Origin of the sequence: Luteimonas fraxinea (assembly GCF_021233355.1) — a bacterium.
Classification (GTDB): domain Bacteria; phylum Pseudomonadota; class Gammaproteobacteria; order Xanthomonadales; family Xanthomonadaceae; genus Luteimonas; species Luteimonas fraxinea.
Genome location: NZ_CP089507.1, coordinates 3289172 through 3315537 on the forward strand (window position 1 = coordinate 3289172; position 26366 = coordinate 3315537).

Sequence of the window (26366 nt, forward strand, 5' to 3'; positions counted from 1 at the left end):
CGGCATTCTCTTTCGGCACCTTCTACCGGAGGGAGAAGGCGTGTCATGAAGTCCTCAAGCGTTCACCGCGTCGCCGATGCATCCGCCACCGCCACCGCCTGCGCTTCCCGGATGACGCGCAACAGATTCCCGCTCCACATCGCTTCGATCTGTGCTTCGGTGTAGCCGGCCTCGAGCAGCCGCTCAGTGATCTTCGGCAGATCCGACACGTCTTCCAGACCGACCACGCCACCGCCGCCGTCCCAGTCCGCACCGAAGCCGACATGCTCGGGCCCGGCGACTTCGATGATGTGCAGGATGTGGGCGAAATAATCGTCCAGCGTGGCCTTCTTCAGGCCGTGCTTCGCATCCAGCTCGCCACGCAGGCGATCGAACTCGTCGTAGTTGGCTTCGCTCAGATTCGCGCGGCCGCCGAAGCGCTCGTACAACGCGCGCAGATCGCTCTGGTATGCCGGCGTCGCGCCGGTGTCGATCAGATAGCTGCCCAGCGAGTTCACCAGGATCACGCCTCCGTGCTCGGCCAGCGTGCGGATGCGTGCATCGTCGATGTTGCGCGGGTGTTCGTGGATCGCGTCCGCGCCGGTGTGGCTGAGGATGATCGGCGCCTTCGACAGCGCGATCAGCTGGTCGAACACGGCATCAGACGCGTGTGAATGGTCGAGCACGATGCCCAGCCGGTTGGCCTCGGCGACGAGTGCGCGGCCCTTGTCGCTGAGCCCGTTCCATTCGGGCGGCGTGCTCGCCGAATCGGCGAAGTCGTTGTTCGAGGTGTGCACCAGGCCGAGCACACGCACGCCGAGGCGGTGATACAGCGCGAGCAGCGACGGGTCGGCGCTCAGCGGCGACGCGTTCTCGATACTGATGTAGACCACGCGCTTGCCGGCATCGCGGATGCGCGCGGCGTCGTCCGCGGTCAGGGCGAGCTCGAAGCTGTCGGGATGCGCGGCCAGCAGCTCGCGGATCTCGACCAGCCGCACCAGGCTCGCGTCACGCGCCGCGCGATCGTCTTCGGGCGTGCGTCCGCGCTGACCGGTGTAGATCACCCACAGGCCGCCGTCGAGGCCGCCTTCGATCATCTTCGGCAGATCGACCTGACTGGCGGTCGGCGGGGTGTCGTTGCGCTGCAGGATGTCCCAGCCGTCGCGGCCGAAGAAACTCGGCGTGTCGAGATGACTGTCGAGGGTGAGGATGCGTTCGTGCAGGGCGCGTGCTTCGGCGGAGACGGTGTCGTCGGCCAGCGCGGGCGCGCAGGCGAGCGACAGGGCGAGGGCGAGACCGGACAGCAGTGGTTTCATGCGGGCGCGTCGGTGATGGGTCCGTGCCGATGGTCGCATCCCGCGCGGCCGCGGTGCATGCGTCGACGGACTGGCGACATGCCCGTGCCGCACGGTCAAGTGCCGTCGTGCGCCACTCCCGCGGCGCGGGAGGCGGGTAGCATGGGCGGCCGCGTCGCGGGAGGCGGTGCCGACACCGGTCCTCCGTGCATCGCGGGCCATCGTTCCGATTTTTCCGGGGAGTTCCGTGAGCAAGCCGCAATCCAACCGTATCCGTCTGCTGCAGGCGGCCATGGCCACCGTCGCCCTCGTGCCGTGCCTGGCCTTCGCGCAGACGGTCGAGCCGGTCGATCTCGATGTGGTCGCGCAGATCCGCCACGAAGCGTTCAACCGCTCGCAGGTCGCGGCCAATCTCAAGGAACTGACCGAAACCATCGGCCCGCGCCTGACCAATTCGCCGGCCTACGTGCGGTCCAGCGAATGGGCGCGTGGCAAGCTGACCGGTTACGGCCTGACCGATGTGCGCGACGAGGTCTACGACCCGGCCTTCGGCCGCGGCTGGGAATTCCGCGCCTCGCGCGTCGAACTGCTCGCGCCGCGCGAACTGCCGATCCACGCGCTGCCCAAGGCGTGGACGCCGGGCACCGATGGTCCGGTCGAAGGCGAGCTGGTGCGCGCCTCGTTCAAGACCATCGAGGACATCGAGAAGCAGCGCGGCAAGCTCGCCGGCAAGATCGTGCTGCTCGATGAAGCGCGCGCCTACAAGCCCGCCGACAAGCCCGACTTCCGCCGCCACACCGAGGAAGACCTCGGCGAGCTGCAGACCTTCCCGGTGCCGCAGGACCGCGATCCCGACGCGCAGAACAAGCGCCTCGACGAGTACCGCAAGCGCCAGGAACTGGTGCGCGCGCTCAACACCTTCTTCGCCGAGGAGGGCGTGCTGGCGACGCTGTCGATCAGCTCCTGGGACAACGGCATCGTCCGGGTGATGGGCGGCGGTGGCCGCAAGGCCGGCGATCCCGAAGGCGTGCCCGATCTCGTGGTCGCGGCCGAGCACTACAACCAGCTGGTGCGCGCCGTCGACAACAAGCAGGCACCGCGTCTGCGCGTCGACGTGCAGGCACGTTTCACCAGCGATGCCGATCTGCCTGCGACCAACACCTTCGCCGAACTGCGCGGCAGCTCGAAGGCGAACGAGACGGTGATCATCGGCGCGCATCTCGACTCCTGGCATACCGGCACCGGCGCAGCCGACAACGGCGCGGGCGTGGTCGTGATGATGGAGGCGATGCGCATTCTGAAAGCGATCGATGCGCGCCCGAAGCGCACGATCCGCATCGCGCTGTGGGGCGGCGAAGAGCAGGGCCTGCACGGCTCGGCCGGCTACGTCGCGAAATACCTGGCCGACTGGCCGGCGCCGACCGATCCCGAGCAGATCGCACTGCCGCGCGCGTTCCAGCGCGGCACCGGCCCGCTGCAGCGCCGCGCCGGTTACGACCGTTTCTCGACCTACTTCAACTTCGACAACGGCACCGGCCGCATCCGCGGCATCTACGCGCAGGAAAACCACGCGGCGGTGCCGGTGTTCCGCGCCTGGCTGGAACCGTTCGCCGATCTCGGCGCGACAGTCGTGACGACGCGCAACACCGGCAGCACCGACCACATCTCGTTCGACCGCGTCGGCCTGCCGGGTTTCCAGTTCGTGCAGGACCCGGCCGACTATTTCAGCCACGTCCACCACACGCATCTCGACACCTATGACCATGTGGTGCCGGACGACCTGAAGCAGGCCGCGGCGATCATCGCCTCGTTCGCGTACCACGCGGCGATGCGCGATGAGCGCCTGCCGCGGAAGCCGTTTAGCGAGCGGGATGAGTGATGGGGTGCGCGACGGTTTGGTCCGTGGCGCACAGTTGTAGCCAAACCTTCTACCGTCGCCCCAGCAAACGCTGGGGCCCATTTTGATCTGAAGCTTTACAGCGAAGATGGATCCCAGCGTGACCAGACATGCGTCTGTTGAAAGCCGCTGGGATGACGAGCCTAGCAATCGCTGAGACTGGGATCAGACAGTTCCCACCGTCTTCTCCTTGAACCGGCACAGATCCCGCACCACGCACTTCGGGCAATCCGGCTTGCGCGCCTTGCACGTGTAGCGCCCGTGCAGGATCAGCCAATGGTGCGCGCCGAGCAGGAATTCCTCCGGAATCACCCGCATCAGCCGGTCCTCGACCGCGCGCACGTCCTTGCCTGGCGCGAGACCGGTGCGGTTCGACACGCGGAAGATATGCGTGTCCACCGCGATCGCCGGTTCGCCGAACACGGTGTTGAGCACCACGTTCGCGGTCTTGCGGCCGACGCCCGGCAGCGCTTCGAGTGCGGCGCGATCGTTCGGCACCACGCCGCCGTGCTGCTCGACGAGGATGCGGCAGGCCGCGATGACATTTTTGGCCTTCGCGTTGAACAGGCCGATCGTCGAAATGTGGCGCTTGAGTGCGTCCTCGCCGAGATCGAGGATCGCCTGCGGCGTGTTCGTGACCGGATACAGCCGGCGGGTGGCCTTGTTGACGCCGACGTCGGTCGCCTGCGCCGACAGGATCACTGCGATCAGCAGTTCGAACGGCGTGGTGTATTCGAGTTCGGTCGTGGGCTCGGGATCGATCTCGCGCAGCCGCGACAGAAATTCATGGATCTCCGCGCGCGTCATCGTCGGGCCGCGCCGTTTCGGCGCAGCGGTGTGCATCGAGGTGCTCACGGCGTGCCGCCTGCCGCGCGTGCCTTGGCACGGGCAAGAATCGCCGCAGCATTCGATGGCAGCGCCGGACGCGCCGGTACGGTGTCGGCAACTGCCTGCGGCGGGGCGGCGACACGTCGCGCGGCGTCGCGTTCCTCGGCGCGGCGGGCGAGTCGCGCGTTGCGTGCGTCGAAGCGCGCACGTGCGTCCCACGCGGTACGCAGCCGTGCACGCGTCGCGAGCAGCAATGTGCGCGCATTGGCATCGAGCGCGTCGGCGCATGTGTCCGGCCACGCCCCCATCAGGCCGACATCGATCGCGGCATCGATATCGTCGTCGCGCAGCAACGCGGCGAGACGTTCGAGTGTGTCGGGGGATGGGGTGCTGGCGTCGGGCTGGCGGTGCGGCATGGCGTGCGGGCGACTCAGCGGTTCTGGAACTCGGGCTTGCGGCGTTCGAGGAAGGCGCGCGTGCCTTCGCGCATGTCCTCGGTGGCGAACATCAGGCCGAACTGCGCCGCTTCGAACGCCAGCCCTTCGCCGATCGCACTTTCGCCACCGGTATTGATGCAGTCGAGCACGCCGCGCAATGCGAGCGGGGCGGCGTTCGCCAGCTGTTCTGCAAGCGCCATCGTCTGCGCCTGCAGCTCAGCGGCCGGCGCAACGCGGTTGACGATGCCGAGCGCAAGCGCACGCTCGGCGTTGACCGGCGCGCCGGTCAGGCACAGCTCCAGCGTGGCCGCGCGGCCGGCCAGACGCAGCAGGCGCTGGGTGCCGCCGAAGCCCGGAATCAGGCCGAGATTCACTTCCGGCTGGCCGACCTTGGCGGTATCGCTGGCGATCCGCAGATGGCAGCACATCGCCAGCTCCAGTCCGCCGCCCAGCGCGAAGCCGTTGACCATCGCGATCACCGGCTTGGGCAGGGTTTCGACCCGGCGCATCATCGCCTGGCCGCGCAATGCGAAATCGCGGCCTTCGACGGGGCGCAGGTCGGCAATTTCGGCGATGTCCGCACCGGCGACGAACGCCTTGGGGCCGGCGCCGGTCAGCACCACGACGCGCACCGCGTCATCTGCCGCGGCATCGTCGAACGCGCGGTGCAGCGCGTCGAGCGTCGCCGAGTTCAAGGCATTCAGCTTGTCGGGCCGGTTGACGGTGATGACGCGCACGGCGCCCTGGTCTTCGATCAGCAGCGGGGATTCGGACATGGAGACTCCAGGCGCAAAAGCGCCGCCCGTGGAACTTGTCGGGGCGGCCGCGGTCTAGTTGGGGGTCGTCAGTGGCGGTTAAGCCCTTCGACCGTTATCCTAGCGCGTCCATAGGGGGCGGTTCGACCGCCCCTTCGCGCGACAGGCGATATTGAAATCTGACCTAGCGGAGATCCACGGAATGAAGTTGCGTTTTATTGCGGCCGCCGTCGCGGCCATCACGTTCAGCGGCGCGGCGTTCGCGCAGCAGGCGGCAGCCCCCGCGGCTAACGCGAACGATCGCACCACGCTCAGCTATGCGTTGGGTTTCGATCTTGGCAATCGTCTGGCGGAGACCGGTGAGTCGGTCGACGTCAACACGATCATCAAGGGCCTGCAGGACGGTCACGGTCGCAAGGACCCGACCTATACGCCTGAGCAGATGGGCACGGCCTACAACGCGTTCCAGCAGCGCATGCAGGCGAAGATCGTCACCGAGCGTCGCGCGGCGCTGACCCAGAACGAAGGTCAGGCCACCACGTTCATCAACGAGTACAAGGCTCGCGAAGGCGTGGTCTCGCTGCCGAGCGGCGTGATGTACCGCGTCGTCGAAGCCGGCGCCGGTGCCAAGCCGACGACCAGCAGCACCGTCGAAGTCGCCTACCAGGCCCTGATCGTGCCGGCCGGCATCGGTCTGAGCCAGGAAGACAAGACCCCGCCGTTCCGCGTGTCGGAAGCCCCGATCGCCGGTCTGCGCGAAGTGCTGCCGCTGATGCCGCTCAACGCGGTGTACGAAGTGGTGTTCCCGCCGGGCAAGTTCGTTACCGGTGAAGGCACGCAGGAAATCGCACGCCAGCCGGTCGGCGTGATGGTGAAGCTGCTCAGCACCCGCTGATCCGCACTGCGATACGCGATACCCGACGCCGACGTGCAAGCACGTCGGCGTCGTCGTATGTGGGATGCGTGCAATGCGAATACGTTCTCGCGTGCGCGGCGCCTGCGACGGTGCGCCGGTAGAATCGGCACATGGACGAACGCCCCCGCGCCGTGCTCACGCCCTGCACCGGCGTCTGCACCCTCGACGAACACGGCACCTGCCACGGCTGCCTGCGCAGCCTGGCGGAGATCGGCGGCTGGCTGCAGATGAGCGACGCCCAGCGCCAGTGGCTGATGGATGTCGAACTGCCTGCGCGTGAGGCTGCGCGCGGATGAGCGCCATGTTCGACACCGCATTCGATACCGACAGCCTTGCGCACGCGCTGCATCCGCTGGATGCGCCGCCGTCGGCGCGTGGCTGGAATGTCGATGAACTCGACGGCCTGTTGGATGGCACCGCGGTGCTGCGCGAAGCGGCGGTGCTGGTCGGCCTCGTGCGCCGCGCCGATGGCCTGCAGGCGGTGCTGACGCGCCGCACCGACACGCTGCGCCACCACGCGGGGCAGGTCAGCTTTCCGGGCGGTCGCGAAGAGCCAGGCGATGGCGGGCCGCTGCAGGCCGCACTGCGCGAAGCCTGCGAGGAAATCGGCCTCAACGCATCGCAGGTGCAGCCGCTCGGCTATCTCGATCCGCTGGCGACGATCACCGGCTATCGCGTCACGCCGGTCGTCGCGCTGCTCGATCCCGATTTCGAAGCGGTGCCCGAACCCGGCGAGGTGGCCGAGGTCTTCGAAGCGCCGCTCGCATTCCTGATGGCGCCGGACAGCCTGCGCCACGTCGACATCGAATTTCGAGGCCGCATGCGCCACGTGCTCGAGTACGAGACCCTCGCCGCTGCGCCCACGCATCGCATCTGGGGCGCGACGGCGTCGATCCTGCTCAACCTGCGCGATCGCCTGGAGCGCGCATGAGCGCGCGATGGACCACGCTGGTCGATGCGTCGACGCTGGCGGCATTGCTCGGCGATCCGGGCCTGCGCATCCTCGATTGCCGCTTCACGCTGGCAGTCGCCGGTGCGTCGGATGGCGCCGGCGAATCGGCATGGCGCGACGCGCACATCCCGGGCGCGATCTACGCGCATCTCGAACGCGATCTGTCGGGTCCGAAAGGACCGGGCCTCGGTCGTCATCCCTGGCCGACAGCTGACGCGTTCGCGGCGACGCTGTCGCGTCTGGGCATCGCGCCGGGCATGCAGGTCGTCGCCTACGACGACAGCGACGGCGCATTCGCCGCGCGCCTGTGGTGGCTGCTGCGCAGCTTCGGTCACCGGAACGTCGCAGTACTGGATGGCGGTTGGGCGGCGTGGCGTGCGCTCGAACTGCCGGTCGAAACGACGGTGCCACACGTCGAAGCTGCGCCAACGATCGCCGGCAACTTCGACGAAACGCGGCTGCTGCGTGATGCCGATGCCGTGCAGCGTCATCTCGATGCGGGCGGTCTGCTGCTCGATGCGCGCGCAGGCGCGCGTTTCCGCGGCGAAATGGAACCGCTGGATCCACGCGCCGGCCATGTGCCGGGCGCGCGCAACCGGCCGTATGCCGACAACCTCGAAGCGGGGCGGTTCAAGCCGGCGGATGTGCTCGCGGCGGAATTCGATGCCGTGCTCGACGGACATGCCCCGACCGATGTGGCGGTGATGTGCGGCTCGGGCGTCACCGCGTGCCATCACCTGCTGGCGATGGCGCATGCGGGACGCGATGGCGCCAGTTTGTACGCGCCTTCGTGGAGCGGGTGTGTCGCTGATCCCGCGCGTGAGGTTGCGGTCGCTGAAGCCTAGCGGGCGGATCGCGTCCAAGTTGTGCCCTGGACGTTGCTGAAAGGCGCTGGATCCCGGCCTTTGCCGGGATGACGGGATTTTTTTACGTCGCCCCGGCGAAGGCCGGGGTCCAGCGACTCTGCTCTGGTGACGGTCGGAATCCGCGCGTCGAAACAGCTTGGTGGCTGACGCTCAACGCCCCAACCGCGCCACCAGCGCCCGCAACCCCGCCTGCGTATCCGGCGCGTTCCACGCATCGACGAAGCGATCCAGTTCGATGTTCTGCTCAGACAGCGCTTCCACCAGATCCGCACGCGCGATTGCGCGGGTTTCGAGCATCGGGGCGCGGGGCAGGGCGAGCAGGGATTCGAGCCAGATGCGTGCCCGCAGCGGCACTTCATCGATACCGGCGAGCTCGTCGACCAGGCCAACGCGCAGCGCTTCGTCGGCATCCACCAGCAGACCACCGACCAATAACCGCTCGGCCTGGCGCGCGCCGATCGTCCGGCGCATCAGGCGCTGGATGCCGTCCGGTGCGACCAGGCCGACCTGCGTTTCGTTGAGGCCAATGCGGTACGCGCCCGAGGCCATGACGCGGTAGTCGCAACACAGCGCCAGCACGCAGCCACCGGCGGGCGCATGTCCTGCGATCGCGGCGACGACCGGCATCGGCGCACCGGCGAGAGCACGCGCGCCAGCGAAGAACGCATCCCAGGCATCGCGCAGCGACGCGGTGTCCGGCAGCGACAACAGATGCGGCACGTCGAGGCCGCCGGAAAACACCTTCGGGCCACCGGCGAGCACGACGCCGCCGACGCCATCCGCGGCCGCGGTTTCGATCGCATCGCGCAGCGCGAGGCACAGCGCCGGATCGAGCGCGTTCGCCGGCGGGCGTGCGAGCTTGAGCTCGCGGATCGGGCCGTGGTCTTGGGTCTCGATCAATGCAGTCATCGCGTCGGGTCCATGCGAGGAGAATCCGCATGGTAGCGGCAGCGCGATGTCCGGGCCGTGGCCCGGTGCTGGAAACGCAGCGCCTGCAGGTCACAGGCGCCGCGTTGAATCAGCCGGCCGCGAGCGCCTTCGCGCGCACCGATTCCGGCAATGCGACCGGACGCCCGGTCGCGCGGTCGATCCACACCATCACCACGTGGCCGTCGGCATGCAGTGTGGCGCCGTCGTCGGACACGATGCGATGGCCGATGGTCACGCTGGAGTTGCCGAGCCGATCGGCCAGCAGCTCGACGACGATTTTCGACGGATACGGGATCGGCACCTTGTAGTTCATCTGCACCGCCGCGAGCAGCGGCGCAGTCTCGTCGGTGACCCAGGGCTCGCCCACCGTGTCGAACCAGCGGATGCGCGCTTCTTCGAGGTAGGTCATGAAGTTGGAATTGTTGACGTGGTTGAACGCATCGAGATCGCGCCAGCGCAGCTCGATCGGCATCGGGATCAGCACCTTCGATTCACTCATGCCTTGGCTCCCCTCTTCTTCGGCGCCTGCTTCGCGGCGGCTTTCTTCGCACTCGACGGCGTCGCTTCGACCGCTTCAGGATCCGCCTGCTTCGAGCCGGCCTTCATCAGTTCCGCGCGCACTTTCGCATCGGCTTCGGCGGCCTTCGTGGACGCGCCCTTGCGCGGCAACGGCTTGGGCAGGTGCGTCGTCGACTTGCGCGCCATCTTGCGTTCCGGCTTCGGCGCCGCAGGCTCAGGCAGCTTGGTCTCGAGCAGACGCGCGAGGAAGTGGCCGGTGTGCGACTGCGGCATCGCGGCGACCTGCTCGGGCGTGCCCTCGGCGATGATCTGGCCGCCGCGATGACCACCCTCCGGGCCGAGATCGATGACCCAGTCCGCGGTCTTGATCACGTCAAGGTTGTGCTCGATCACCACCACCGTATTGCCGTCGTCGCGCAGCTTGTGCAGCACGGCGAGCAGATGCTCGATGTCGTGGAAGTGCAGGCCGGTCGTCGGTTCGTCGAGGATGTAGAGCGTGCGTCCGGTATCGCGACGCGAGAGTTCCTTCGACAGCTTGACGCGCTGCGCCTCGCCGCCCGACAGCGTGGTCGCGCTCTGGCCGAGCTTGACGTAGGACAGACCCACGTCGACCAGCGTCTCGAGTTTGCGCGCGATCGGCGGCAGATTTTCGAACAGGCCCAGCGCGTCCTCGACCGTCATGTCCAGCACGTCGTGGATGCTATGGCCCTTGTAGAGGATCTCCAGCGTTTCGCGGTTGTAGCGCTTGCCGTGGCAGACGTCGCAGGGCACGTAGACGTCGGGCAGGAAGTGCATCTCCACCTTCAGCAGCCCGTCGCCCTGGCAGGCTTCGCAGCGCCCGCCGCGCACGTTGAAGCTGAAACGTCCGGCCGCGTAACCGCGCGACCGCGCTTCCGGCACCTGCGCGAACAGCTCGCGCAGCGGCGTGAACAGACCGGTGTAAGTGGCCGGATTCGAGCGCGGCGTACGACCGATCGGCGACTGGTCGATGTCGACGACCTTGTCGAACAGGTCCAGTCCTTCGATCTCGCGATACGGCGCCGCCTTGTGCGACGCGCCGTTGATCTCGTTCGCCGCCAGCGAATGCAGGGTGTCGTTGATCAGCGTCGACTTGCCCGAGCCGGACACGCCAGTGATGGCGGTGAACAGGCCCGAATGGATCGTCAGATCGACGTTCTTGAGGTTGTGGCCGGACGCGCCGAGCAGCCTGAGCTGCATCTTCGGATTCGGCTTGTGACGCTTGGCTGGAATCTCGATGCGCTTGCGGCCGCTGAGGTACTGGCCGGTCAACGAACGCGGTGCTTTGAGTACGTCTTCGTATGTGCCCTGCGCGACGACTTCGCCGCCATGCACGCCGGCGCCGGGACCGATGTCGACGATGTGATCGGCGAGACGGATCGCATCCTCGTCGTGCTCGACGACGATGACCGTATTGCCAAGATCGCGCAGCCGCGTCAGCGTGCCGAGCAAGCGCTCGTTGTCGCGTTGGTGCAGGCCGATCGACGGCTCGTCGAGCACGTACATCACGCCGACAAGACCCGCGCCGATCTGCGACGCCAGGCGGATGCGCTGCGCTTCGCCGCCCGACAGCGTGTCGGCCTTGCGCTCCAGGGTGAGGTAGTCGAGACCCACGTCGACGAGGAAGCTCAGGCGTTCGCCGATTTCCTTGACGATCTTGGCCGCGATCTCGCCGCGCCAGCCCGGCAGCTCCATCGTGTTGAAGAACGTCAGCGCTTCGTCGATCGGCAGCACGACCAGCGACTGCATCGGCCGGTCGGCGACGAACACGTTGCGCGCCGAACGGTTGAGGCGCGCGCCGCCGCAATCGGGACACGGCCGCTCGCTGATGTACTTGCCCAGCTCCTCGCGCACCGCGGACGACTCCGTCTCGCGATAGCGACGCTCGAGGTTCGGCACGATCCCTTCGAAGCGGTGCTTGCGCTGGGTGCGCGCGCCCGAATCGGTGATGTAGGTGAAGTTGATCGTCTCGGTGCTGCTGCCGAACAGCACGGCATCACGCGAGGCCTGCGGCAGTTCCTGCCACGGCGTGTCGACGTCGAAGCCGTAGTGCTTGGCCAGCGACTGCAGCAGCTGGAAGTAGTACGCGTTGCGGCGATCCCAGCCGCGCACGGCGCCCGCGGCCAGCGACAATTCCGGATGCACGACCACGCGGTCGGGATCGAAGAACTCGCTGACGCCCAGGCCGTCGCAGGTCTGGCAGGCGCCGATCGGCGAGTTGAACGAGAACAGGCGCGGCTCGAGCTCCGGCAGCGCGTAATCGCAGACCGGACAGCTGTACTTGGACGAGAACAGGTGCGGCGCGATCGATGCGTCGTCGATCGCCTGCACCGAGACCATGCCTTCGCCGAGCTTGAGCGCGGTCTCGAAGGATTCGGCCAGGCGCTGCTTCATGTCGTCACGCACCTTGAAGCGGTCGATCACGGCTTCGATCGTGTGCTTCTGGCGCAAGGCGAGCGTGGGCAGACCGTCGATCTCGTAGAGCTCGCCGTCGACACGTACGCGCACATAGCCTTGCGCGCGCAGCTGCTCGAACACCTGGGCGTGTTCGCCCTTGCGCTCGCGCACGACCGGCGCAAGCAGCATCCAGCGCTGCTCGGGATCGAGGGTCAGCACGTGGTCGACCATCTGGCTGACCGTCTGCGCTTCCAGCGGGTAGCCGTGGTCCGGGCAACGCGGACTGCCGACGCGCGCATAGAGCAGGCGCAGGTAGTCGTAGATCTCGGTGATCGTGCCGACCGTCGACCGCGGATTGTGCGAGGTCGACTTCTGCTCGATGGAGATCGCCGGCGACAGACCTTCGATGTGGTCGATGTCGGGCTTTTCCATCACGCTGAGGAACTGGCGTGCATACGACGACAGCGACTCGACGTAGCGGCGCTGGCCTTCGGCATAGATCGTGTCGAACGCGAGCGACGACTTGCCCGAGCCCGACAGACCGGTGATGACGATCAGCTTGTCGCGCGGCAGGTCGAGGTCGATGTTCTTGAGATTGTGGGTACGTGCACCGCGAATGCGGATGGTATCCATCGCCATCGGCTTGGGAATCCGGTTGTGGAACGGGGGGAGGGCGGTCCGGACCCGCACTGCGGCACCTGTGGCGCGCGGCGCGGGGCAATCGATCAGACTAGCGAGCCCGACAGATGGGGGCAAACTCCGGATGGACCAGTCTGCAGACGGGCCGTCGCAGGATCTGCGAATGGCGTCCGTTCATCGGGGAAGGCGGGCCGGCGGCGGGAAGTGGCCCGTCCGGGCGTCAGCGGCCCGGCTGCGCGGCAGAGCCGGGGGTCGACTTGACCGCAAGTCACTGATCCCATTAAAATCCCGCCCCTGTCCGCCCTCGATGGCGGCAGTGAGACCACAATAACTACAGAGGAAGTCTGGTCATGAGTTATGCAGTCCTCGTCACGGGCGGTAAGCAGTACCGCGTGATGGCAGGTGAAACCCTTCGCGTCGAGAAGCTCGAAGGCGACGTTGGTAGCGAGATCAAGTTCGACAACATCCTGCTGCTGGGTGACGGTGATGGCGTGAAGCTGGGCGACGCGCTGAAGGGCGCGACGGTTGCCGCGACGATCAAGTCGCACGGCCGCGCCGACAAGATCCGCATCATCAAGTTCCGTCGCCGCAAGCACTCCATGAAGCAGCAGGGACATCGTCAGTACTACACCGAAATCGAGATCACCGGCATCGCCGGTGGTAGCAAGTAAGGAGCAGCAGGCATGGCACATAAAAAGGGCGTAGGTTCTTCGCGCAACGGCCGCGACTCCAACCCGAAGTATCTCGGCGTCAAGATCTACGGTGGCCAGGCCATCGAAGCCGGCAACATCATCGTGCGTCAGCGCGGCACCCAGTTCCATCCGGGCGCAGGCGTCGGCCTCGGTCGTGACCACACGCTGTTCGCGCTGGTCGACGGCAAGGTCAACTTCGCGACCAAGGGTCCGAAGAACCGCCGCACCGTCAGCGTGCTCGCCGAGGCCTGAGCCTCCCGCGACGCGTGACACCGGAAAGCCCCGCTTCGGCGGGGTTTTTCGTTGATGGCCGCCACGCGGCGACCGTCTGTTTTCCGCCCGTGCACCCGTGATGCGATGCATCGCGATCCGGCGCCTCGGGTAAGCTGGCCGGCGATGCGCGTGGTATCTGCCGCGTGTCCCGAGCCCGCATTCCTTTTTCCGTTCCGCTTTTCCGGTTGCCTGTCATGAAGCTCGTCGACGAAGTCGAAATCACTGTCACCGCCGGCAATGGCGGCAATGGCTGCGTCGGATTCCGGCGCGAGAAGTTCATTCCGCTTGGTGGCCCGGACGGCGGCGACGGCGGCAATGGCGGCAGCGTGCTGATCGTCACCGACGAGAACCTCAACACGCTGGTCGACTTCCGTCACCAGACGATGTTCCGCGCCGGTCGTGGCGAGAACGGCATGGGTCGGCAGATGTACGGCAAGGGCGGCGACGACAAGGTCATCGTCGTGCCGGTCGGCACGGTCGTGCACAACGTCATGACCGACGAAGTCATCGGCGATCTGACCGAGCACGGCCAGAGCCTGCTGGTCGCACGCGGCGGGCAGGGCGGTCTCGGCAACATGCACTTCAAGAGCTCGACCAACCGCTCGCCGCGGCAGTCGACGACGGGTGAGCCTGGCGAAGAGCGCACGCTGCGCCTGGAGCTCAAGCTGCTCGCCGACATCGGCCTGCTGGGCTTCCCGAACGCCGGCAAGAGCACGCTGATCCGCGCGGTGTCGGCGGCGACGCCGAAGGTTGCGGACTATCCCTTCACCACGCTGTATCCGAATCTCGGCGTCGTCAGCGTCGAACCTGCACGCAGCTTCGTGATCGCCGACATTCCCGGCCTGATCGAAGGTGCGGCCGATGGCGCTGGCCTCGGCGCGCTGTTTCTGCGCCACATCCAGCGCACGCGCGTGCTGCTGCATCTGGTGGAGATCGCGCCGCTCGACGGCACCGATGCCGTGGACCAGGTGCGCGCGATCGAGCGCGAGCTCGAGAAGTTCGACGCCGCGCTGCTCGACAAGCCGCGCTGGCTGCTGATCAACAAGGCCGACACCCTGCTGCCGGAAGAGGCCGAAGCCGAAGCCGCGCGCATCATCGAAGCCCTCGGCTGGACCGCACCGTGGTTCCTGATCTCGGGACTCGCCCATGACGGCACCCGCGAGGTCATGCTGAAAGTGCAGGCCACGCTCGACGACATGGATCGCGAAGAACGCGAGGCGGCGGACGCCGTCTGAGGCGAGTGGGGCAGCGAGAATGCGCTGCCCGGTCTCACGACACCGATCCTGATCGCGTCGCGCATCTGTGCGCGGCGCAGTGCGCACGCAGACGGTGTCAGTGCGGTGCGCGTTCGATCGCGCTGGATGCGGTGGTCGATCCGGTCACCCGAGAAGGGCGCGCTTCGGCCATGCCGGCGCGGTTGCGCTTCGGCGTCTGGATGAAATTCTGCACGTCGTCGTCGCTGCCGACGTTTCCGCTGAACGACTCGCGCCTGCGCTGACGCGTCAGGTGAGGGTGCGCGCGATATGAGTTCGCGCGGATCTGCGCAGAACTCGGGTAGACGCTGCAGTGAGGCAGATCGCGCGCGACGAACTCGGTCGCACTGGCGCACGTGAGCGCGGCGATGATCCTCGCCGAGTCTCGGCAACGCACACCTGCCCGTGATCACGCGAGACCGCTTTCGCGTTCCACGCAATGCCGGATCACACGATCCGACCCAACAAAAAACCCGGCCGAAGGCCGGGTTCTTCTCGCATCGACCGCCGAAGCGGTCGGGCAGGGATCAGGCAGCAGCCTTGATCGCCTTGATGCGTGCGGTCAGACGGCTCTTGTGACGAGCTGCCTTGTTCTTGTGGATCAGGCCGCGCGAGCTGAAACGATCGAGGATCGGCTGGGCGACGTTGAACGCCTCCTGTGCGCCGGTGGCGTCGTTGGACTCGAGCGCCTTGAGCACTTTCTTGACGGCGGTGCGGAGCTGCGAGCGCTGGGCGGAGTTGCGCGCATTGCGCACAACGGTCTGCTTGGCGCGCTTCTTGGCGGACTTGATGTTTGCCACGATGGATTCCTGGAAGCTGGACGTGTGAAAATCCGGCTTGGCCGGACGAACTGGAAATTTGAGCAGGAAATTATGGGTCTTTCAGATACTTGCGTCAACCGGCCCGGCCTGAACGGCGCGATCTGGTGACGGCCCCCGATCCGGCGGCCGCCAGCCCGGCCCCGAAGAAGCGCGGCGGACTGCTGCGTTCGAGCGCGGTGTTCAGCGCGATGACCCTGATCTCGCGGATCGCCGGCTTCGCCCGCGACATGCTGCAGGCCACGCTGTTCGGCACCGGTGCGACCAATCCGGCGATGAGTGCGTTCATTGTCGCCTATCGCATCCCGAATTTCCTGCGCCGCGTGTTCGCCGAAGGCTCGATGGCGATGGCCTTCGTGCCGGTGCTCAACGAGATCAAGGAGCGTGGGGACCGCGCAGCGCTGAAGTCCTTCATCGACCACATGGCCGGCGCGCTGTGCGCGGTCGTGCTCGTGGTCTGCGCGACGGGCATGTTGCTGGCGCCGTTCATCGCACGGCTGTTCGCGCCGGGCTGGGCGGACCAGCCGGAGCTGCTGGGCCAGACCGCGCTGATGTTGCGCATCACGTTCCCGTATCTGCTCTTCATCTCGTTGATGTCGCTGTCGGCTTCGATCCTCAACAGCCACGGAAAATTTGCGCTTCCGGCATTCACCCCGGTGCTGCACAACCTGACGATGATCGCCGCGATGCTGTGGCTGGCGCCGCGGTTCGCGCTGCCGCCGGAGGGCCTGGCGTGGGGCGTACTGATCGCGGGTTTCCTGCAGCTCGCGCTGCTGTGGCCGGCGCTCGGTCGCCTCGGGCTGCGCCCGCGTTTCCGGCCCGGATTCAAGCATCCGGAGGTACGCAAGGTGGGCAGGCTGATGCTGCCCACGCTGTTCTCCTCGTCGGTCGCCCAGGTCAATCTGCTCGTGGGCACCGCGTTCGCGTCGCTGCTGGCGGCAGGCAGCGTGGACTGGCTGTATTACTCGGACCGTCTGATCGAGTTTCCGCTGGGCCTGTTCGGCGTGGCGCTGGGTACGGTGATCCTGCCGCATCTGTCGCGCCGGCACGCGGCCGAGGATGCGAAGGGCTACAACCAGTCGCTGGACTGGGGTCTGCGCATGGCGCTGCTGGCCGGTGTGCCGGCGGGCCTGGGCCTGCTGCTGCTGGCCGAGCCGATCACCGCGACGGTCTACAACTACGGTGCATTCGGCGCCGACGACACGCGCATGGCGGCGATCAGCCTCACCGCGATGAGCCTCGGCGTGCCGGCCTTCATGCTCAGCAAGGTGCTGGCGCCCGCGTTCTACGCGCGGCAGGACACCAAGACCCCGATGCGCGCGGCGATCTGGACGGTTGCGGCGAACGTGCTGCTGACGATCGCGCTGACCACACCCTTGTGGCTCTACGACGTGCCCGGTGCGCATGGCGGCATCGCGCTGGCCACCGCGCTGGCGGGCGTGGTCAATGCAGCGCTGCTGTGGCGGTATCTCCGCCAGCGCGGGATCTTCACCCCCGAGCCCGGTTGGGCGACCTACGCGCTGCGCCTGACCTGCGCGTGCGTGGCGATGGCGGTAGTAGTGCTGGGCCTGCGGTTCTGGATCGGTGCCTGGACCGATATCCACGGCGCGCTCCACCGCATCGGCTGGCTGGTGCTGGTGATCGGGGCGGGCGGGGCGACCTATGCGATCGCGATGGTCGCGCTGGGGTTGCGGCCGCGGCACCTGCGCCACTGACCGGCGCTTGCGCGCGTGGCGGCTGAACCCGGGTCAGGCCGGGTGGCGGCTATACTTGCCGGTCACTTTTTCCCGCGGGCGTGCACTGGTGCGCCCGCCGCAACGGACCCACATGAGCAGGCTGTTCCGCGACATCGCCGGCGGGCCCCTCTGTGCCGACGGCAGCGTGGTCTGCATCGGCGCGTTCGACGGGCTGCATCTCGGGCACCAGGCGCTGGTGCGGCACGCGGTCGCGCGTGCGCAGGTGCTGGGCGTCGACGCTGCCGCACTGAGTTTCGAGCCGCTGCCGCGCGAGTTCTTCGCCGCTGCATCGCCGCCTCCGCGTCTGGGACCGGTACGCGCGAAGTTCGAAGGGCTGCGCGGTCTCGGCGCGGACGTTGTCGGCCTGCTGCGTTTCGATGCGCGCATGGCCGCGATGTCGCCCGAAGCCTTTGTCGATGCGGTGCTGGTGCAGCGCCTGCGTGCGCGCGAAGTCTGGGTCGGCCCGGGTTTCCGCTTCGGCCACAAGCGCGCCGGCGATCTGGCGACGCTGCAGGCCCTGGGCCGAGAAGCGGGCTTCATCGCCGGCGAGATCGAGCCGCTGGTCGTCGATGGCGAGCGCGTGTCCAGCACCCACATCCGCAACGCGCTGGTGGCCGGTGATTTCGAACACGCCGCGCGCCTGCTCGGACGGCCGTATGCGGTCTCCGGGCGCGTGGTGCGCGGCAAGCAGCTCGGCCGCACGCTGGGCTATCCGACCGCGAACCTGCGCTTCGGCGGCAAGGTGCCGGCGCTGCGCGGCATCTACGCCACGCGCGTGCACGGCATCGGCGACGCACCCTGGCCGTCGGTGTCGAGCTTCGGCACGCGGCCGACGGTCGGCGGTGTCGAACCGCTGCTCGAAGCGCATCTGTTCGATTTCGACGGCGATCTCTATGGCCGCCGCATCGAAGTCGAATTCGTCGCGCGTCTGCGCGACGAGGAAAAGTTCGACGACCTGCCGAGTCTGGTCGCGCAGATGGATCTCGACGCCGCACAGGCGCGCGCCGTCCTCGCTGCACCGCATTCCCCACGACACGAAACGCAACGACAGGACTTCGCGTGAGCGCAGACGCCAGCAACTCCAATCCCTACAAGTCGACGATCCATCTGCCGGCGACCGACTTCCCGATGCGTGGCGATCTGCCCAAGCGCGAGCCGGCGATGCTGGCGCGCTGGGAAGAGGAAGGCCTGTACGCGCAGCTGCGCGCGCACGCGCAGGGACGCCCGCAGTTTGTGCTGCACGACGGCCCGCCGTATGCGAACGGCTCGATCCATCTCGGCCATGCGGTCAACAAGATCCTCAAGGACATCATCGTCAAGTCCAAGGGCATGGCGGGTTTCGATGCGCCCTACATCCCCGGCTGGGATTGCCACGGCCTGCCGATCGAGATCGCGATCGAGAAGAAGTGGGGCAAGGTCGGCGTCAAGCTCGATGCGGTGGAGTTCCGGCAGAAATGCCGCGAATACGCCAACGAGCAGATCGACATCCAGCGCCGCGACTTCAAGCGCCTCGGCGTGCTCGGTGACTGGGACAACCCGTATCGCACGCTCGATTTCCGCTTCGAAGCCGACGAGATGCGCGCGCTGGCCAAGGTCGTCGACAACGGCCATCTGACCCGCGGCGTGAAGCCGGTGCACTGGTGCTTCGACTGCGGTTCGGCCCTGGCCGAAGCCGAGATCGAATATGCCGACAAGGTCTCGCCTGCGGTCGACGTTGCCTACGTCGCGCGCGATTCCGCCGCGTTCGCACATGCGTTCGGCGCGACGTTGCCGGCTGACGTCGATGTCGCGCTGCCCATCTGGACCACCACGCCGTGGACGCTGCCCGCATCGCTCGCCGTGTCGCTGGGCGCCGATCTCGAATACGCGCTGGTCGAGGGGCCGGTCGCGCAGGACGGCCGTCGCCACTGGCTGGTGCTGGCCGATGCACTGGCCGAACGCGCACTGCGTCGCTACGGCGTCGAAGGCGATGTCGTCGTGCACGGCCGCGTTGCCGGCAGCGCGCTCGAGCATCTGGTGCTCGCGCATCCGTTCTACGCAGAGCGCGATATCCCGGTGATCCTCGGCGACCACGTGTCGGCCGAAGACGGTACCGGCGCCGTGCATACCGCGCCCGGTCACGGCCAGGAGGACTACGTCGTCGGCAAGGTCTACGGCCTGCTCGACCGCTACACCGCGGCCCAGCTCAATCCGGTCGATGGCCGCGGCGTGTATCTGCCGTCGACGCCGCCGATCGGCGACACCGTGCTCGCGGGTCTGCACATCTGGAAGGCCAACGACGTCATCGTCGATGCGTTGCGTGCGCAGGGCAGCCTGCTCGCGTTCGCGAAGATCGAGCACAGCTATCCGCATTGCTGGCGCCACAAGACGCCGATCGCGTTCCGCGCGACGCCGCAGTGGTTCATCTCGATGTCGCAGGCCAACCTGCGCAACGATGCGCTGGCCGCGATCAAGGACGTCACCTGGTATCCCGAGTGGGGCCAGGCGCGCATCGCCGGCATGGTCGAAGGACGCCCGGACTGGACGATCTCGCGCCAGCGCACCTGGGGCGTGCCGATCGCGCTGTTCGTGCATCGCGAAACCGGTGAACCGCATCCGCGCAGCACCGAGCTGATGCGTCTGGTCGCCGATCGCGTCGAAGAACACGGCGTCGACATCTGGTACACGCTCGACGCCAGCGAACTGCTCGGCGACGAGGCCGCGGACTACGACCGGATCACCGACATCCTCGATGTCTGGTTCGACTCCGGCGTCACCCACGAAGGCGTGCTGCTCGCGCGTGGCTACCAGAAGCCGGCCGACCTCTATCTCGAAGGCTCGGACCAGCATCGCGGCTGGTTCCAGTCTTCGCTGCTGACCGGCGTCGCAATCGACAAGGCCGCGCCGTACCGGCAGTGCCTGACGCACGGTTTCACCGTCGACGAACACGGTCGCAAGATGTCGAAGTCGCTCGGCAACGGCATCGAGCCGCAGGACATCATGAAGACGCTGGGCGCCGACATCCTGCGTCTGTGGATCGCCTCGGCCGACTACAGCAACGAGATGTCGCTGTCGCAGGAAATCCTCAAGCGCACCGCCGACGCCTACCGCCGCATCCGCAACACCGCGCGCTTCCTGCTCGGCAATCTGGCCGGCTTCGAGCCGGCGCGTGATCTCGTCGCGCCACAGGACATGGTCGCGCTGGACCGCTGGATCGTGCATCGCGCGGCCCAGCTGCAGGCGCGCATCGAAGATGCCTACGCGCGCTACGACTTCGCCGAAATCGTGCAGACGCTGTCGAATTTCTGCAGCGTCGATCTGGGTTCCCTGTATCTCGACGTCACCAAGGATCGTCTCTACACGATGCCCGAGCATTCGGTCGGCCGTCGCAGCGCGCAGACCGCGATGTACCACATCGCCGAAGCGTTCACGCGCTGGATCGCGCCGGTGCTGAGCTTCACCGCGGAAGAGCTGTGGAGTCATCTGCCGGCGCCGGTAGGCGGCACCCGCGAAGCCAACGTGCAGTTCGCGACCTGGTACACCGGCCTGACTGGGCTCGGCAGCGATGCCGACTGGTCGGCGCAGGATTTCGACCGCGTGCTGGAACTGCGCGAGCGCGTCTCCAAGGTGCTCGAACCGATGCGCGCCAGCGGTGAGATCGGTGCGGCGCTCGATGCCGAGATCGAACTGCGCTGCGGCGTGTCGGACGTGAACTGGCTGTCGCCGGTGGTCGACGAACTCCGCTTCCTGCTGATCAGCGGTGACGTAACGATCGTCGATGACGCCAGCGCGACGGCGATCGGCGTGACCGCGCGTGCAACGACCAAGGCCAAGTGCGTGCGCTGCTGGCAGCGTCGCAGCGATGTCGGCGCGCATGCCGAGCACGCGGAGTTGTGCGGCCGCTGCGTGGAGAACATCGCGACCGATGGTCGCGACGGGCAGGGCGAGCTGCGGAGGTGGTTCTGATGGCCAAGGTGAAGCCCAACGCCCTGCCGTGGCTGGTGCTCTCAGTCGTGGTGATCCTGCTCGACCAGCTGACCAAATACTGGGTGCTGACCTCGCTGCCCGAGTACACCGCGATCCCGGTCATCGACGGTTTCTGGAACTGGTATCGCACCTACAACACCGGCGCGGCGTTCAGCTTCCTGGCCAATGCGGGCGGCTGGCAGAAGTGGTTCTTCACGATCCTCGCGATCGTGATCTGCGGCACGCTCGGCTGGTGGCTGGCCAAAACCCCGCGCCGCGATTGGCGCACCGCGCTGCCGTTCGCGCTGGTGATCGGCGGCGCCCTGGGCAATGTGATCGACCGGCAGATCCATGGCCACGTCGTCGATTTCATCCAGTGGCACTGGCAGGAGCACTACTGGCCGGCCTTCAACCTGGCGGATGCGGCGATCGTCGGTGGCGCGATCGGGATCGCGTTGTTCGGGTTTTTTCCGGCGAAGAAGGCGAAGTAGTCGCTTCGTCGGGGGTCTGAGCGATCCGGCACCTCTCCCTCAGGGAGAGAGCCTGCCTCGGACTCGATCCGGGATCGACGCGCAGAGCGCGTCGGGTGAGGGTCGTGCTTTCGCGTTTATCCGTATGACCCCGCACATCAGCGATTTTCGGGGTTCAAAGGCAGCATTTCCGCGGCGTCGCCCTCACCCCGTTCCCCTCTCCCAAGGGGAGAGGGGCGTATGTGCCGTGCGGGAGACGCTCCGTCGTGCTTCTGTTTCGTTTCGGCGCCACAGGCTCCGGTAAACTTGGGTTCTATGGACATCGTCCTCGCCAACCCCCGCGGCTTCTGCGCCGGCGTCGATCGCGCGATCGAGATCGTCAAGCGTGCGATCGAGACGCTCGGCGCGCCGATCTATGTGCGCCATGAAGTCGTGCACAACCGGTTCGTCGTCGAAGATCTCAAGCGTCGAGGCGCGATCTTCGTCGAGGAGCTCGACGAGGTGCCCGACGGCGTCACCGTGATCTTCAGCGCGCATGGCGTCTCGCAGGCCGTCCGCGAGGAAGCCACGCGTCGCGGTCTCAAGGTGTTCGATGCGACGTGCCCGCTGGTGACCAAGGTGCACTTCGAGGTCGCGCGCCACTGCCGCGCCGGCCGCGACGTGGTGCTGATCGGTCATGAAGGCCACCCGGAAGTCGAAGGCACGATGGGCCAGTGGCGCGCCGAGGCGGGCACCGGTTCGATCTATCTGGTCGAGGACGAGTCCGACGTCGCCGCGCTGGTCGTCAACCAGCCCGAAAACCTCGCCTACACCACGCAGACCACGCTGTCGGTCGACGACACCCGCGGCGTCATCGCGGCGCTGCGCGAGAAGTTTCCGGTGCTGCAGGGGCCGAAGAACGACGACATCTGCTATGCCACGCAGAACCGCCAGGACGCCGTGCGCGACCTCGCGCGCGAGTGCGATCTGGTACTCGTTGTCGGCTCGCCGAACAGCTCGAATTCCAACCGGCTGCGCGAGCTGGCCGAACGCGATGGCGTGGAGGCATACCTGATCGACGGCGCCGAGGAAATCGACCCGCGCTGGGTCGAAGGCCGCCGCCATATCGGCGTCACCGCAGGCGCGTCGGCGCCGGACATCCTCGTCCAGGGCGTGCTCGACCGCCTGCGCGAACTCGGCGCGGACGGACTGCGCGAGCTGTCGGGCGAGCCGGAGAACATGGTCTTCGCCCTGCCCAAGGAACTGCGCCTGCAACTGGTCGATTGACCGCAGGCGCCGCGCTCCCTAGAATTCGCGTCCCAAGCCGGAATAGCTCAGTTGGTAGAGCGGCGCATTCGTAATGCGTAGGTCGTAGGTTCGATTCCTATTTCCGGCACCAGGTTCAAGAAAAAGGCGACCTCCGGGTCGCCTTTTTCATGTGCGCTTCGGGTTGCCCGGGTGCTCAGCCGATCTCCACGCGATCGCGGCCCGCCGCCTTGGCGCGGTACAGCGCGGCGTCGGCATCGCGGATCCAGTCGGCGAGCGTCGTGTGTCCACTGCGCGTTTCGGCCAGGCCCACGCTGACCGTGCATGCCATGCCGGGCTCGGCCTCGAACGTCAGGCCGGAGACGCCGATACGCACGCGCTCGGCGATCGAGATCGCGAGTTCGCGGTCGGCGGAGGTCAGCAGCAGCGCGAATTCGTCGCCGCCGAAGCGCGCGGGTACGTCGTCGCCGGTCGCGATGTCGCGCAGCACATCGCCCACGCGTCGCACCACCACGTCGCCCATGCCGTGGCCGTAGCGGTCGTTGGTGGTCTTGAACTGGTCGATGTCGATCAGCAACAGCGCCGCCTGTCGCCCGCTGCGCTGGTAGAGCTTGAACGCGTGCGCGGCGCGCGCGTCGAAGTGGCGGCGGTTGGGCAAGTCGCTGGCGGCATCGGTGCGCGTGGCGCGTTCGAGTTCGCGGTTCTGGCGCGCGATCGTGCGGCCCAGCCGCCAGGTCACCACGCTCAGTGCGAACTGGTAGACGAACATCAACGGCAGACAGGCGAGCACGGTGCGCAGCGACGTGTCCGGCGCGAACGGCTGGCCCAGCAGCAGCCAGACCAGTGCGAAACCCGCGAGCATTGCGGGCAGCGCGCGCGACAGCAGGCGCCAGCCACCGGCAGCGAACCGGTCGGCACTGAGCACGGTCAGCAGTACCGCCGACGGCAACAGGTTGACGCCCATGACCGCGATCCACACGCCACCGGCTGCGGCGTCGACGACCAGGCTGCGGTATTCGACGGCCGCGGGATCGCGCGCACGGCGCGCGAGCAGCCAGGCGATATGCGGCCAGACCAGTGCGTTGAAGAGCAGCGCCGCCCAGGTCCATCCCGGCGCGCCGGTTTCGTGCAGAACCGATGCGATCGGCACGGCGCAGAGCAGGGTGCCGAGCATGCGCATGCGATGGATGCGGGTCACGAAGCGCAGCGCAGGCGTGCGCGAGCGATCGGCGATGTCGTCGTAGTAAGGCACCAGCGTGCGGACTCGCGTAGTCGTGGGGCGTGCGCGGAAATTGTAGAGCGAACCTGAAGGTGCGCGGCGGGTTTCGTGACGTGCGCCGCAGTCGGCATGACCTTCGGCCCATGCGCGGCGGTGGTCGGAAATGGCCGCACACGGATGTCGGGTCTCCGATGCTGCGACGGGGCTCCGCTATGCTGCGGCCATTCCCGTTTTCGCAAACACGCCGTGGCCAAGACCGCTTCCAAAGCCCGTACCGCCTTCGTCTGCAACGAGTGCGGCGCTGATTTCAACAAGTGGCAGGGCCAGTGCAGTGCCTGCGGCGCCTGGGATTCGATTTCCGAGATCGTGCTCGAAAGCGCGGCCGCGGCCAGTTCGCCGGCGTCGCGTCGCAGCGGCTGGGCCGGAAAGATCGACGCGCCCAAGGTCATGGCGCTCAAGGACGTGCAGCAGGGCGAAGACGTGCGCGTATCGACCGGCATCGGCGAGTTCGATCGCGTGCTCGGCGGTGGTCTGGTGGAAGGCGCGGTGGTGCTGGTCGGCGGCGATCCGGGTATCGGCAAGTCGACGCTGCTGCTCCAGGCGCTGGCGCAGATGGCCGGCACGCTGCCAGGTCTATACGTCACCGGTGAGGAATCGCTGGCTCAGGTCGCGGGTCGCGCGGTGCGGCTCGGGCTGTCGCTCGATGGCCTGCATGCGCTGGCCGAGACCGGCATCGAGCGAATCCTGCAGCACGCATCGGAACTGCGACCGAAGCTGATCATCGCCGACTCGATCCAGACGCTGTGGACCGAATCGCTGACCGCAGCCCCGGGCTCGGTGAGCCAGGTCCGCGAATCCGCCGCGCGTCTGGTGCGCTACGCCAAGGAAACCGGCACCGCCGTGTTCCTCGTCGGCCACGTGACCAAGGAAGGCGGCATCGCCGGTCCGCGCGTGCTGGAGCACATGGTCGATGCGGTGCTGTATTTCGAAGGCGACAGCGGCAGCCGGTTCCGGGTCATGCGCGCGTTCAAGAATCGCTTCGGCGCGGTCAACGAACTCGGCGTGTTCGCGATGGGCGACAAGGGTCTCAAGGAAGTGCCGAACCCGTCGGCGATCTTCCTGTCCGGCGGCAGCACGCCGCAGCCCGGCAGTTGCGTGATGGTCACGCGCGAAGGCACGCGGCCGTTGCTGGTCGAGGTGCAGGCGCTGGTCGATGCGTCGCCGCTGTCGAATCCGCGCCGCGTCGCGGTGGGCATGGAAGGCAACCGGTTGGCGATGCTGCTGGCGGTGCTGCATCGCCACGGCGGCATCATGACCGGCGACCAGGACGTCTTCGTCAACGTCGTCGGCGGCATCCGCGTGCAGGAAACCGCAGCCGACCTGCCGGTGCTGCTGTCGGTCCTGTCGTCGCTGCGCGACGCGCCGTTGCCGGACAAGACCATCGCGTTCGGCGAAGTCGGCTTGAGCGGCGAGATCCGCCCCGTGCCCAATGGTGAAGAGCGCCTGCGCGAAGCGGCGACACACGGCTTCAAGCGCGCGATCGTCGCGAAAGCGAACGCGCCGAAGACCGGCAGCTTCAAGGGCATGGAAGTGATCGGCGTCGAACGTCTGGCCGAGGCGCTGGAACACATCTGACGCGGCGCGCCGGCTAACATCGGGCGATGTCCCCAACGTCCATCTCGACGACCGCTGCGCGCGTCGTTTCCATCGTCCTGCATCCCTTTCTCGTGCTTGCAGCGCTCGCGCTGCTGGCGGCGTGGCGCGTCGATCCCGCATCGCTGTCGCGCACCGCGCTCGGTATCGGCGTCGCGATCGCGATCGTGTCGGTCTTCATCTGGCAGCGGCGCCGCGGCGGCCACTGGCAGACCGTCGATGCCTCACGGCGGCAGGAGCGACCGCTGCTGTACGCGCTGGCGTTGCTTGTCGCGGGTGCTTACTGGATATGGATGGGCGGCCGCGCGTCGGCGACGTCGAACGGCGTACTGGCGGCGGTCGCGATGCTGTGCGTCGCCGGCATCGCCAACCGCTGGATCAAGCTGTCGCTGCACATGGCGAGCCTGTCGTTCGCGGGCGTGGCTGCGTGGCCACTGTGGCCTGCGGCATCGATCGTCGCGCTGGCTGCGTTGCCATTGCTGGGCTGGGCGCGATTGCGGATGGCGCGGCACACGGTGCCGGAGGTGCTCGGCGGCACGGCGCTGGGTCTGGTCACCGGCGTGGTCCTGCTGGCAGCCGCCTGACGATTCTGTGGGAGCGCGCTTGCGCGCGATGTGGCTGTCCCAGCAAAGCC

22 protein-coding genes, 1 tRNA gene and 2 pseudogenes are annotated in these 26366 nt (G+C 67.4%); 16 read left to right on the forward strand and 9 right to left on the reverse strand.

What is annotated here, in order from left to right; all coding sequences use genetic code 11:
- Window positions 1-62: 62 nt before the first annotated feature.
- The gene (locus LU699_RS14815; RefSeq protein WP_232580224.1) at window positions 63-1295 is read right to left on the reverse strand and encodes a dipeptidase; all 1233 of its coding nucleotides are present in this window, start codon (window positions 1293-1295) and stop codon (window positions 63-65) included.
- 271 nt (window positions 1296-1566) lie between these two features.
- Here LU699_RS14815 and LU699_RS14820 point away from each other — a divergent pair, with 271 nt between their 5' ends.
- Window positions 1567-3153 carry a M28 family metallopeptidase gene (locus LU699_RS14820; protein ID WP_232136189.1) on the forward strand — a complete coding sequence of 529 codons (1587 nt, stop codon included), beginning with the start codon at window positions 1567-1569 and terminating at the stop codon, window positions 3151-3153.
- 183 nt (window positions 3154-3336) lie between these two features.
- Here the strand turns inward: LU699_RS14820 and nth are convergent, their stop codons facing one another.
- Genes nth through LU699_RS14835 form a run of 3 tightly spaced genes read right to left on the reverse strand, consistent with a single transcriptional unit; the run spans window position 3337 to window position 5212 of the window.
- Window positions 3337-4014, reverse strand: coding sequence for an endonuclease III (gene nth, locus LU699_RS14825; protein WP_232136187.1), 678 nt, complete (start codon window positions 4012-4014; stop codon window positions 3337-3339).
- 8 nt (window positions 4015-4022) lie between these two features.
- The gene (locus LU699_RS14830) at window positions 4023-4415 is read right to left on the reverse strand and encodes a hypothetical protein (protein WP_232136117.1); all 393 of its coding nucleotides are present in this window, start codon (window positions 4413-4415) and stop codon (window positions 4023-4025) included.
- 14 nt (window positions 4416-4429) lie between these two features.
- Window positions 4430-5212, reverse strand: a complete 783-nt coding sequence (locus LU699_RS14835; protein WP_232136115.1) for an enoyl-CoA hydratase-related protein — start codon at window positions 5210-5212, stop codon at window positions 4430-4432.
- Between the two features lie 181 nt (window positions 5213-5393).
- Between LU699_RS14835 and LU699_RS14840 the strand changes: the two genes are divergently transcribed.
- From LU699_RS14840 to LU699_RS14850, 3 genes and pseudogenes are all read left to right on the forward strand, one after another.
- Window positions 5394-6086 carry an FKBP-type peptidyl-prolyl cis-trans isomerase N-terminal domain-containing protein gene (locus LU699_RS14840; protein ID WP_232136114.1) on the forward strand — a complete coding sequence of 231 codons (693 nt, stop codon included), beginning with the start codon at window positions 5394-5396 and terminating at the stop codon, window positions 6084-6086.
- A 131-nt stretch (window positions 6087-6217) separates the two neighbouring features.
- Window positions 6218-7038 (forward strand): annotated as a pseudogene (locus tag LU699_RS14845) (CoA pyrophosphatase).
- Complete coding sequence (locus tag LU699_RS14850) at window positions 7035-7904, forward strand: sulfurtransferase (RefSeq protein ID WP_232136113.1); 870 nt, start codon at window positions 7035-7037, stop codon at window positions 7902-7904. Before LU699_RS14845 ends, LU699_RS14850 begins: the two are co-directional and overlap by 4 nt.
- A gap of 171 nt (window positions 7905-8075) precedes the next feature.
- On the opposite strand, the gene LU699_RS14855 is transcribed toward LU699_RS14850, so the two are convergent.
- The 3 genes and pseudogenes from LU699_RS14855 to uvrA form a co-directional block, all read right to left on the reverse strand.
- Window positions 8076-8834, reverse strand: a complete 759-nt coding sequence (locus LU699_RS14855) for an enoyl-CoA hydratase/isomerase family protein (RefSeq protein WP_232136112.1) — start codon at window positions 8832-8834, stop codon at window positions 8076-8078.
- Window positions 8835-8943: 109 nt separating this feature from the next.
- The gene (locus LU699_RS14860) at window positions 8944-9354 is read right to left on the reverse strand and encodes an acyl-CoA thioesterase (RefSeq protein WP_232136111.1); all 411 of its coding nucleotides are present in this window, start codon (window positions 9352-9354) and stop codon (window positions 8944-8946) included.
- Window positions 9355-9568: 214 nt separating this feature from the next.
- Window positions 9569-12428, reverse strand: a pseudogene (uvrA, locus tag LU699_RS14865) (excinuclease ABC subunit UvrA); the annotation flags it as partial.
- A gap of 350 nt (window positions 12429-12778) precedes the next feature.
- Here uvrA and rplU point away from each other — a divergent pair.
- From rplU to LU699_RS18350, 4 genes are all read left to right on the forward strand, one after another.
- On the forward strand, window positions 12779-13099 hold the full coding sequence (rplU, locus tag LU699_RS14870; protein WP_232136109.1) for a 50S ribosomal protein L21: 321 nt from the start codon (window positions 12779-12781) through the stop codon (window positions 13097-13099).
- A gap of 12 nt (window positions 13100-13111) precedes the next feature.
- Entirely contained in the window at window positions 13112-13372 is a 261-nt protein-coding gene (rpmA, locus tag LU699_RS14875; RefSeq protein ID WP_159679374.1) for a 50S ribosomal protein L27, read from the forward strand.
- Window positions 13373-13587: 215 nt separating this feature from the next.
- Window positions 13588-14628, forward strand: a complete 1041-nt coding sequence (cgtA, locus tag LU699_RS14880) for an Obg family GTPase CgtA (protein WP_232136108.1) — start codon at window positions 13588-13590, stop codon at window positions 14626-14628.
- Window positions 14629-14759: 131 nt separating this feature from the next.
- Window positions 14760-14891 carry a hypothetical protein gene (locus LU699_RS18350; RefSeq protein ID WP_268739047.1) on the forward strand — a complete coding sequence of 44 codons (132 nt, stop codon included), beginning with the start codon at window positions 14760-14762 and terminating at the stop codon, window positions 14889-14891.
- A gap of 282 nt (window positions 14892-15173) precedes the next feature.
- Here the strand turns inward: LU699_RS18350 and rpsT are convergent, their stop codons facing one another.
- Window positions 15174-15446, reverse strand: coding sequence for a 30S ribosomal protein S20 (rpsT, locus tag LU699_RS14885; RefSeq protein WP_232136107.1), 273 nt, complete (start codon window positions 15444-15446; stop codon window positions 15174-15176).
- A 179-nt stretch (window positions 15447-15625) separates the two neighbouring features.
- Here rpsT and murJ point away from each other — a divergent pair, with 179 nt between their 5' ends.
- The 6 genes from murJ (at window position 15626) to LU699_RS14915 (ending at window position 22993) form a co-directional block, all read left to right on the forward strand.
- Window positions 15626-17179: a murein biosynthesis integral membrane protein MurJ gene (gene murJ, locus LU699_RS14890; protein WP_268739075.1), complete on the forward strand. Its 1554-nt coding sequence runs from the start codon at window positions 15626-15628 to the stop codon at window positions 17177-17179.
- A 112-nt stretch (window positions 17180-17291) separates the two neighbouring features.
- Window positions 17292-18263, forward strand: coding sequence for a bifunctional riboflavin kinase/FAD synthetase (locus tag LU699_RS14895; protein WP_232136106.1), 972 nt, complete (start codon window positions 17292-17294; stop codon window positions 18261-18263).
- Between the two features lie 65 nt (window positions 18264-18328).
- The gene (gene ileS / locus LU699_RS14900) at window positions 18329-21145 is read left to right on the forward strand and encodes an isoleucine--tRNA ligase (protein WP_232136185.1); all 2817 of its coding nucleotides are present in this window, start codon (window positions 18329-18331) and stop codon (window positions 21143-21145) included.
- The gene (gene lspA / locus LU699_RS14905; protein ID WP_232136105.1) at window positions 21145-21636 is read left to right on the forward strand and encodes a signal peptidase II; all 492 of its coding nucleotides are present in this window, start codon (window positions 21145-21147) and stop codon (window positions 21634-21636) included. Before ileS ends, lspA begins: the two co-directional genes overlap by 1 nt.
- 294 nt (window positions 21637-21930) lie before the next feature.
- Window positions 21931-22881: a 4-hydroxy-3-methylbut-2-enyl diphosphate reductase gene (gene ispH, locus LU699_RS14910; RefSeq protein WP_232136104.1), complete on the forward strand. Its 951-nt coding sequence runs from the start codon at window positions 21931-21933 to the stop codon at window positions 22879-22881.
- A 36-nt stretch (window positions 22882-22917) separates the two neighbouring features.
- Window positions 22918-22993, forward strand: a tRNA-Thr gene (locus LU699_RS14915).
- A gap of 63 nt (window positions 22994-23056) precedes the next feature.
- Here the strand turns inward: LU699_RS14915 and LU699_RS14920 are convergent.
- The gene (locus tag LU699_RS14920; protein WP_232136103.1) at window positions 23057-24112 is read right to left on the reverse strand and encodes a diguanylate cyclase; all 1056 of its coding nucleotides are present in this window, start codon (window positions 24110-24112) and stop codon (window positions 23057-23059) included.
- Between the two features lie 213 nt (window positions 24113-24325).
- On the opposite strand from LU699_RS14920, the gene radA reads away from it, so the two are divergent.
- Complete coding sequence (radA, locus tag LU699_RS14925) at window positions 24326-25714, forward strand: DNA repair protein RadA (RefSeq protein WP_232136102.1); 1389 nt, start codon at window positions 24326-24328, stop codon at window positions 25712-25714.
- Between the two features lie 26 nt (window positions 25715-25740).
- The gene (locus LU699_RS14930) at window positions 25741-26316 is read left to right on the forward strand and encodes a hypothetical protein (RefSeq protein ID WP_232136101.1); all 576 of its coding nucleotides are present in this window, start codon (window positions 25741-25743) and stop codon (window positions 26314-26316) included.
- Window positions 26317-26366 lie beyond the last annotated feature (50 nt).

Excerpts from the sequence above, each read along its gene's own strand:
- LU699_RS14815 (WP_232580224.1), bottom strand. The coding sequence starts at position 1,295 with ATGAAACCACTGCTGTCCGGTCTCGCCCTCGCCCTGTCGCTCGCCTGC.
- lspA (WP_232136105.1), top strand. The coding sequence starts at position 21,145 with ATGGCCAAGGTGAAGCCCAACGCCCTGCCGTGGCTGGTGCTCTCAGTC.
- LU699_RS14820 (WP_232136189.1), top strand. The coding sequence starts at position 1,567 with ATGGCCACCGTCGCCCTCGTGCCGTGCCTGGCCTTCGCGCAGACGGTC.
- ispH (WP_232136104.1), top strand. The coding sequence starts at position 21,931 with ATGGACATCGTCCTCGCCAACCCCCGCGGCTTCTGCGCCGGCGTCGAT.
- nth (WP_232136187.1), bottom strand. The coding sequence starts at position 4,014 with ATGCACACCGCTGCGCCGAAACGGCGCGGCCCGACGATGACGCGCGCG.
- rplU (WP_232136109.1), top strand. The coding sequence starts at position 12,779 with ATGAGTTATGCAGTCCTCGTCACGGGCGGTAAGCAGTACCGCGTGATG.
- LU699_RS14930 (WP_232136101.1), top strand. The coding sequence starts at position 25,741 with ATGTCCCCAACGTCCATCTCGACGACCGCTGCGCGCGTCGTTTCCATC.
- LU699_RS14855 (WP_232136112.1), bottom strand. The coding sequence starts at position 8,834 with ATGACTGCATTGATCGAGACCCAAGACCACGGCCCGATCCGCGAGCTC.
- rpmA (WP_159679374.1), top strand. The coding sequence starts at position 13,112 with ATGGCACATAAAAAGGGCGTAGGTTCTTCGCGCAACGGCCGCGACTCC.
- cgtA (WP_232136108.1), top strand. The coding sequence starts at position 13,588 with ATGAAGCTCGTCGACGAAGTCGAAATCACTGTCACCGCCGGCAATGGC.
- LU699_RS14850 (WP_232136113.1), top strand. The coding sequence starts at position 7,035 with ATGAGCGCGCGATGGACCACGCTGGTCGATGCGTCGACGCTGGCGGCA.
- LU699_RS14835 (WP_232136115.1), bottom strand. The coding sequence starts at position 5,212 with ATGTCCGAATCCCCGCTGCTGATCGAAGACCAGGGCGCCGTGCGCGTC.
- LU699_RS14830 (WP_232136117.1), bottom strand. The coding sequence starts at position 4,415 with ATGCCGCACCGCCAGCCCGACGCCAGCACCCCATCCCCCGACACACTC.
- ileS (WP_232136185.1), top strand. The coding sequence starts at position 18,329 with ATGCGTGGCGATCTGCCCAAGCGCGAGCCGGCGATGCTGGCGCGCTGG.
- LU699_RS14895 (WP_232136106.1), top strand. The coding sequence starts at position 17,292 with ATGAGCAGGCTGTTCCGCGACATCGCCGGCGGGCCCCTCTGTGCCGAC.
- LU699_RS14860 (WP_232136111.1), bottom strand. The coding sequence starts at position 9,354 with ATGAGTGAATCGAAGGTGCTGATCCCGATGCCGATCGAGCTGCGCTGG.
- LU699_RS14840 (WP_232136114.1), top strand. The coding sequence starts at position 5,394 with ATGAAGTTGCGTTTTATTGCGGCCGCCGTCGCGGCCATCACGTTCAGC.